The sequence below is a fragment of the Peribacillus sp. NPDC058075 genome (genome assembly GCF_042885195.1).
In the GTDB taxonomy this organism is placed as follows: Bacteria; Bacillota; Bacilli; order Bacillales; family DSM-1321; genus Peribacillus.
The window spans coordinates 1-6,160 of the sequence record NZ_JBHVSL010000016.1 but is presented as its reverse complement, the minus strand read 5'-3'; the positions used below and the strand labels follow the sequence as shown (position 1 = coordinate 6,160).

General features: G+C 37.3%; 6 protein-coding genes, 1 rRNA gene and 3 pseudogenes. 1 reads left to right on the top strand and 9 read right to left on the bottom strand.

Annotated elements, in window-relative coordinates:
• From ACFVS1_RS26750 to ACFVS1_RS26735, 4 genes are all read right to left on the bottom strand, one after another.
• A 16S ribosomal RNA gene (locus ACFVS1_RS26750) occupies positions 1-59 on the bottom strand; the annotation flags it as partial.
• A 718-nt stretch (positions 60-777) separates the two neighbouring features.
• Positions 778-924 carry a hypothetical protein gene (locus tag ACFVS1_RS26745; RefSeq protein WP_352928121.1) on the bottom strand — a complete coding sequence of 49 codons (147 nt, stop codon included), beginning with the start codon at positions 922-924 and terminating at the stop codon, positions 778-780.
• A 419-nt stretch (positions 925-1,343) separates the two neighbouring features.
• Complete coding sequence (locus ACFVS1_RS26740) at positions 1,344-1,610, bottom strand: hypothetical protein (RefSeq protein ID WP_352928118.1); 267 nt, start codon at positions 1,608-1,610, stop codon at positions 1,344-1,346.
• A 56-nt stretch (positions 1,611-1,666) separates the two neighbouring features.
• Positions 1,667-2,011 carry a YolD-like family protein gene (locus ACFVS1_RS26735; RefSeq protein ID WP_387552209.1) on the bottom strand — a complete coding sequence of 115 codons (345 nt, stop codon included), beginning with the start codon at positions 2,009-2,011 and terminating at the stop codon, positions 1,667-1,669.
• A 310-nt stretch (positions 2,012-2,321) separates the two neighbouring features.
• On the opposite strand from ACFVS1_RS26735, the pseudogene ACFVS1_RS26730 reads away from it, so the two are divergent.
• A pseudogene (locus tag ACFVS1_RS26730) lies at positions 2,322-2,724 on the top strand (transporter associated domain-containing protein); the annotation flags it as partial.
• 267 nt (positions 2,725-2,991) lie between these two features.
• On the opposite strand, the pseudogene ACFVS1_RS26725 reads toward ACFVS1_RS26730, so the two are convergent.
• From ACFVS1_RS26725 to ACFVS1_RS26705, 5 genes and pseudogenes are all read right to left on the bottom strand, one after another.
• Positions 2,992-3,288 (bottom strand): annotated as a pseudogene (locus ACFVS1_RS26725) (MFS transporter); the annotation flags it as partial.
• Positions 3,289-3,527: 239 nt separating this feature from the next.
• A complete protein-coding gene (locus ACFVS1_RS26720) occupies positions 3,528-4,667 on the bottom strand; it encodes a zinc-dependent alcohol dehydrogenase (protein WP_387552206.1) in 1,140 nt (379 codons plus the stop codon).
• Positions 4,668-5,029: 362 nt separating this feature from the next.
• Positions 5,030-5,248, bottom strand: coding sequence for a hypothetical protein (locus tag ACFVS1_RS26715; RefSeq protein WP_352928218.1), 219 nt, complete (start codon positions 5,246-5,248; stop codon positions 5,030-5,032).
• A 165-nt stretch (positions 5,249-5,413) separates the two neighbouring features.
• Positions 5,414-5,833: a UPF0715 family protein gene (locus ACFVS1_RS26710; RefSeq protein ID WP_352928220.1), complete on the bottom strand. Its 420-nt coding sequence runs from the start codon at positions 5,831-5,833 to the stop codon at positions 5,414-5,416.
• A gap of 233 nt (positions 5,834-6,066) precedes the next feature.
• Positions 6,067-6,160: pseudogene (locus tag ACFVS1_RS26705) on the bottom strand (RNA polymerase sporulation sigma factor SigH); the annotation flags it as partial.

The window sequence follows — 6,160 nt, the reverse complement described above, 5'->3', positions numbered from 1 at the left end:
TGCATGTATTAGGCACGCCGCCAGCGTTCGTCCTGAGCCAGGATCAAACTCTCCGAAGAAATGTTTGACTTGCTCATTTGCTTTTTTGATAGTGTATGCTCACTAAAAATTTAACGTTGGCGCTTTGTTTTGTTCAGTTTTCAAAGAGCAATTCGTTGTTGTTTTTTTCAACTAATTCATCTTAACATAGCGTTGAATAGTTGTCAACTTCTACGAAGTATTTCTTTTTTTAAATCGCTCGTTAATTAGGCGACTTCATTATCATACTGCTATTTTTCTCTAGTGTCAACATTTAATCCAAAAAATAAGAATCTCTAATAGCACTTTCCTCTTGAAACCCTCTTGTTAATGAATACAACAAAACCACGTACGTGTTTCATCATTAAATTAATCAACTGGGATGCAAACTGAAGATTTTATCAGAACATGCCCTTATACTAGACTAACTATCCTATGAATTACTATCAATTTAACAATCGAGTGTTTTTTATTATAGAAATGGGAAAGAGTAATACTAGTATACTCCCATCTTAGAAAATAATAAAAAAGATACAGTATTCTATCGTTTTGCAGTTCCTGAAGCAGCAGACGCTGAATTAAAAGAGAATGAAAATTTATTAAGAAAGCTCTAGATAAAATTAAAGCTTTGGGAGCACAAAAAAGCCAAATAAGATTATAAAATTGAATACCTCTTTCGTAAGTATATATTCGGTTTGGTTAAATCAGATATCTTGTTCTATTTTATTTTCTTGCTTAGAGTAACTCATAAGAGATTCATTAAGGTATATCTACTAATTTATCCACTAGTTTCCCATTTTCATCGAAAATGTAAACAGATGGAGGCCAAGTCATCCAATCTTCGGCTGCAGGTATCAAAAAATATGCACAGATAAGGATTAATGATAACTTTGATAAAATTTTCATTTACATCCTCCCATTTAATGTTTTCCTATATTTTACTATAAACTAAAAAAACTCCCCGCAGGGAGCTTTTTAATACCAAAACACAATCCAATCTTTCCTAATCCACGTTTTCCTTCCATCTCTAAACCTTACTATGTAATATTGATCATTTCCGATACCAACGATTATTCCTACTGCGAAACTGTTCCACCTGTTCTTAGCCTTGCCAACATAAATTTTCATATTTAACATTTAAATTCCCCCTCTTACTTAATGGAAGTGGAGTATATTCTATTAAATTAAACTCCCCTTACTTATTCAGGTGGAATTTATTCTATTAAACTAAAACCTTTCTAGGGTCTAGCCTATAAAATTTTTAATTATGAACAAAAAAAGAACCTCTAAAGAGATCCCTAAATTATATTTTTAGTTGATTAATCCTAAAAAGGTAAAGCATCTTTTATTATAGTGCGTACCTTTCTTACTAAATCTGTAATGTCATTTTCTCCGTTGTAAACAACACTAACAATTTGAAAGTCGCCTGGATAGCGAACAGAGCTTTTTATCTTTTGTATCCACTCATAAGCTGATACAGCAGCTGTCCATTCCGGTTCTTTTCTAAAGTCAGTTGTAATTACTGAACAACTGCCAGACTGTAAGAACTTAGCACCATTCGCAAACAATTGAACCTCAATCTGAATTTCCATTTGTATACTCCTTAATCTCTGTGCCTTTTCCTTCCTGAATTTAAAAAGGACTTTTTTTAATCCTCAACGATCACACTAATAATTTCATTAAATTTAATTTTCTCGGAGGAACTATCTTTCTTCTGAATACTTAACTCTTTCGTGACAGGATCAATATACACACAGTATCCATGCAGTTCAATTGGATTTCCCTCGTTATGCAATCTAAAGCTTATCGGTAAATGATATTCCATTGCATAATGAATGTTGTTTTCAAATTCTTCAACCTGGTATTCATCAAGGACAGGTTTTTTATTTAAGAAATAATCGTCCTTATCCTTTCTTTTATGTAATGCTTTTTGTTCTGGTAACATCAATGCTGATTGCCATTTAATGATTCCTCTATCACGAATTGCATCCATTAAAAGGTTCACTCCTTTTCATTCATTATATGCGAACTAACGTTCTTGTGAAAGGAGAAAAAAATGGCTATTCCCGAGAATAGATTTTGCATTTCCCTAAATTTAATCTTGTTTGTATTAAAAAGGATTTGTTAAATATATTAAAACAAATAAAAAAAGACCACTTTATTGCGGTCTCCTTTCATGTCTTATAGAACTAACGCACCTGTTAGTTTAAATACAATCCTTCACAATATGATGATTTGATTAGGGGGCGCACTATGAATTCATTATATTTGCTAAGCATTATTAAGAATATTATACTCTAACTTCAATACCGATTCATGACTTAGTGAAGATGCAAAAAGATAGAACTCATATGGCCTTACTTCTAGATGAGTATGGTGGAACATCTGGGTTAGTTACAGTTGAAGATATACTCGAAGAAATAGTAGGTGAAATTAGGGATGAATTTGATGAAAATGAAGTCCCTGAAATTCGTAAAATAACAGAGGATCACTTTATTTTAGACTCTAAATTACTTATTGAAGATGTGAACTTCTTATTAGGTACGAATCTTTTTAGAGATGATATTGACACAATAGGTGGTTGGTTTTTAACTCAAAACTACAATGCAGAGACTGGAACAGAACTAGAACACGAAGGGATATATATTTAAAGTTCATAAAAAAGACGGACATCAAATTCGATATTTAGAAGTTAGGAAGGCTTAAAACTTCTAAATAAATTGTCTATATGTGAACTTGACCTGACCTATAGAATAACTCCCTTCTTTTGCAGGCCGTCAGTTGGCGGCCTTTTTATGATGCTTACGCACCCGTTAGTTCTATAAGAAGTAAACAACTTTATTATAACTGCACACTAGATATGACCGTATTGTTTTTACTCTTAGTTACGAAACGAATAAAGATAACGGTTATAAATATCGCTACACTGAGAAAAAAACCGGGAAGAACGCTATATTGATGATATGGCTATATAAAAGCTGCTGTAAAATAGATTGGCTGAAATATGGCTGGAATCACACGCGCAATTATTGCAATGGTAAAATTAGATGTAAATATAGAGACAATGTTACCTAGAACGAAAATACCAAGTACAAGTAACATTGCCTTCTTGCGATTTATCCCCGAAAATAATAACGGCATAGTTGGACCAGATATAGCAACAGTAAGGGCAAAAAGACTCACCAGCAACCCTGCTTTTGATACACTGACATGAAAGTAATCAGCAATGTAGGGTAAATGCGCATTTTCCTGACTCAACCCCAAAATGGAAAAGAAGGAAAAGAAATGAGCGAGATCATGCTCAAAAGAAAAGAACCCTCATTTCTGAGGGCTATAAATTATCTTTAAAATTTTATTAAATGGAGTTGTTCAACAATTGCGCCCGATTGTTGAAGATTATAACTAAATTAAGGTAAACTTTTTATTATATCATCGTTTTACGAAATTTATTTAGTATCTTAACCACTCTATATGTTATAAAGGTCCCTTACTTTTTGTCATGCCATCATTTAAGGCTTCAGGACGAATTTAATGCATTCGTCCGCATGGTTGTAAAAGGTGTTGTACGCGTTATGCGCCTGATCGAGCGGCACTTTATGCGTGATGATCTCCGTCGGATCGAACTCGCCTGCCATAATTTTTTGATACAGCATCGGCATGTAATGAATCACGGGCGCCTGTCCCATGGTCAGCTTCACGTTTCGTTCCCAAATGTTTCCGAACATGAACTGGTTGTATTTAGAACCGTATACCCCCGTAATCTGAATCGTGCCGAATTTCCGCACCGCATCCATCGCGATATTGATCGGGCTGAGCGTTCCGCCAACCAGCTTGGCCTTCTGCTCTTCCTCCTCCAATGGCGTCTTCTTGCCGTCCATTCCAACGCAATCGATGACGACATCCGCACCCCCGCCCGTTATTTCTTTTATATGCAGCCCCATGTCTTTGAAATCTTCAAAGTTGAAGATTTCGACTTTATTCATTTTTTTGGCATGGTTCAGCCGGTACGGGAGATTGTCGATCGCGATGACCCGTTTGGCCCCTTTCATCCAGGCGAATTTTTGCGCCATCAAGCCGACGGGGCCACAGCCGAGCACTACCACCGTATCCCCCTGCTTCATGCCGCTGTTGTCCACGCTCCAATAGGCCGTCGGCAGCACGTCGGACAGGAACAAGAGCTTCTCATCCTCCAATTCGCATGACTCCGGAATAACGAGAGGCATGAAATTGCCGTACGGCACGTAAAGCAATTCGGCTTGTCCGCCCGAATAATTCCCGTAACGTTCGGTAAACCCAAAGTAAGCTCCCGTATCTACTTGGGGATTGGGGTTGGAGTTGTCGCATTGGCTCTCCATTTCATGCTGGCAGTAATGACAGCTGCCGCACGAGATATTGAACGGGAGCACGACCCGGTCCCCTTTTTTGACCTTTGTCACCTCAGGGCCCACTTCTTCGACGATGCCCATCGGTTCATGTCCGACCACGTATCCGGTTTGGGCTTGAATCGCCCCCTGGTATATATGGAGATCGGAACCGCATATGGCGGTCGAGGTGATCCTGACGATAATCCCGTCTTTTTTCTCAATCGTCGGATCCGCGACCTGCGTCACTTGCATGTTCTTCACGCCATTGAAAGTTACAGCCTTCATAATCACCCTCCTGTTTTGGCATGCCTTGAATTTGCACGCATGCTTCTATTATGGAATTGAAGAGTGAGAATTATACATTCGATGTACGGTATTTTCGACAGCCGCGGCGCGCCTAAGAACAAGAAAGGAGACGGAAGACGGAACGATTCACGTGAAAGTAAATTCTGAAGGTAATTCCGTCCCCCGAACCTTGACAAGCTCAAGAGCGGCGAATTTGAAGTCATGAATACCGGTAAGATCGAAAAATAGTACGGACGAAACATCTTTCCGGAAAAGGGCTACCCCGGGTGCCTATTGCAGTTCATTCAGCATAAAAGTTCCAGCCGTGATAAACAATATCCCTATGGCACGCGCTGGAATAGTTACACAGCCTGCTGCACAAGCATGTTTTTCAGGAGATGGAACGGATGACGATCGGCTGGAACAAACTCAAAAAATCCTTCATCGCAAATATGTCTCAGAACCGTAATACTAATGCTTCTTTTTCTCTGGGGCATTGGGAGACGAATTAAGCGGGACGCAGGATCAAGGCTCCAATCGGAATGCCGCGCTACTTGATATAAATTTTGTTCAATATTCACTCTTTTCCCCCTACTTTTATTAACATTCAAATATCCAAATTAATTGTAACATCTTAAATCGTTCTTCAACTAACCTGCCCCTATAGTTGCATAAAGAAAAAGCTGCCTTAAAGACAGCTCTGAGCTTCAGCTAACGCACCCTGTTGGCTAAAGAACTAGGATATTTCAGTTTTTCTTTTGTAAGAAGACAGAATCCCAAAACCAATAAATAACAGCTGCTGCAAAACTAAAACCGTAATATATTTGGGTTTTAACTAAATATGTAGGTTCAACTCTAAATAACATTACATTAAATATAAATACTGCTACAAAAGAAAGTACCATGTAAATTAAAAGATAAAACACATTAAATTTTCTCGGGCGCTTATTAAATATAATTTGCAATGGTACTGCAAAAAGTATATAAGGTATAACAACATAAAAAGAATAAATCATAACAGGCAATAACTGCAACCAAGAGGGTTGTCCACTAAATACAATTATAAAAACAGAAAAAGAGATACAAGACAAGAATAGACTAGAAAAATAATAAGGTATTACATCGCTAATTTCCGATACTTTTTCACTTAATTTCCAAATCTCCAACTTTTGCTCAACCTTCCCAAATGTCTGTTAATTTATTCCATAATAATATCATTTCTTCAACTATTCTGCCCCTTTAGTTCATTAAAAAAAGAGCTGCCGAAGCAACTCCCTTATTGAAGTAAAGCACGCGTTAGTGCCATAAGAAAAAGGTTACCTAAGCAGGTTGAAATCATTTTTAATATTCACAAAAATAAACGGGACTATATACCAATTCAGAAAATCAAATGAAATTATCAGATAGCCACCCTTATCGCCAGTTGCCGTTCAAGTTTTCTTTTTACTCGCTGGAGAGCATTATCAATGGACTTTACATGCGTGTTTAGTTCT

Bases quoted from the DNA above. Each gene is read 5' to 3' on its own strand.
- ACFVS1_RS26745 (WP_352928121.1), bottom strand. From the start codon at position 924: ATGAAAATTTTATCAAAGTTATCATTAATCCTTATCTGTGCATATTTT.
- ACFVS1_RS26740 (WP_352928118.1), bottom strand. From the start codon at position 1,610: ATGGAAATTCAGATTGAGGTTCAATTGTTTGCGAATGGTGCTAAGTTC.
- ACFVS1_RS26735 (WP_387552209.1), bottom strand. From the start codon at position 2,011: ATGGATGCAATTCGTGATAGAGGAATCATTAAATGGCAATCAGCATTG.
- ACFVS1_RS26720 (WP_387552206.1), bottom strand. From the start codon at position 4,667: ATGAAGGCTGTAACTTTCAATGGCGTGAAGAACATGCAAGTGACGCAG.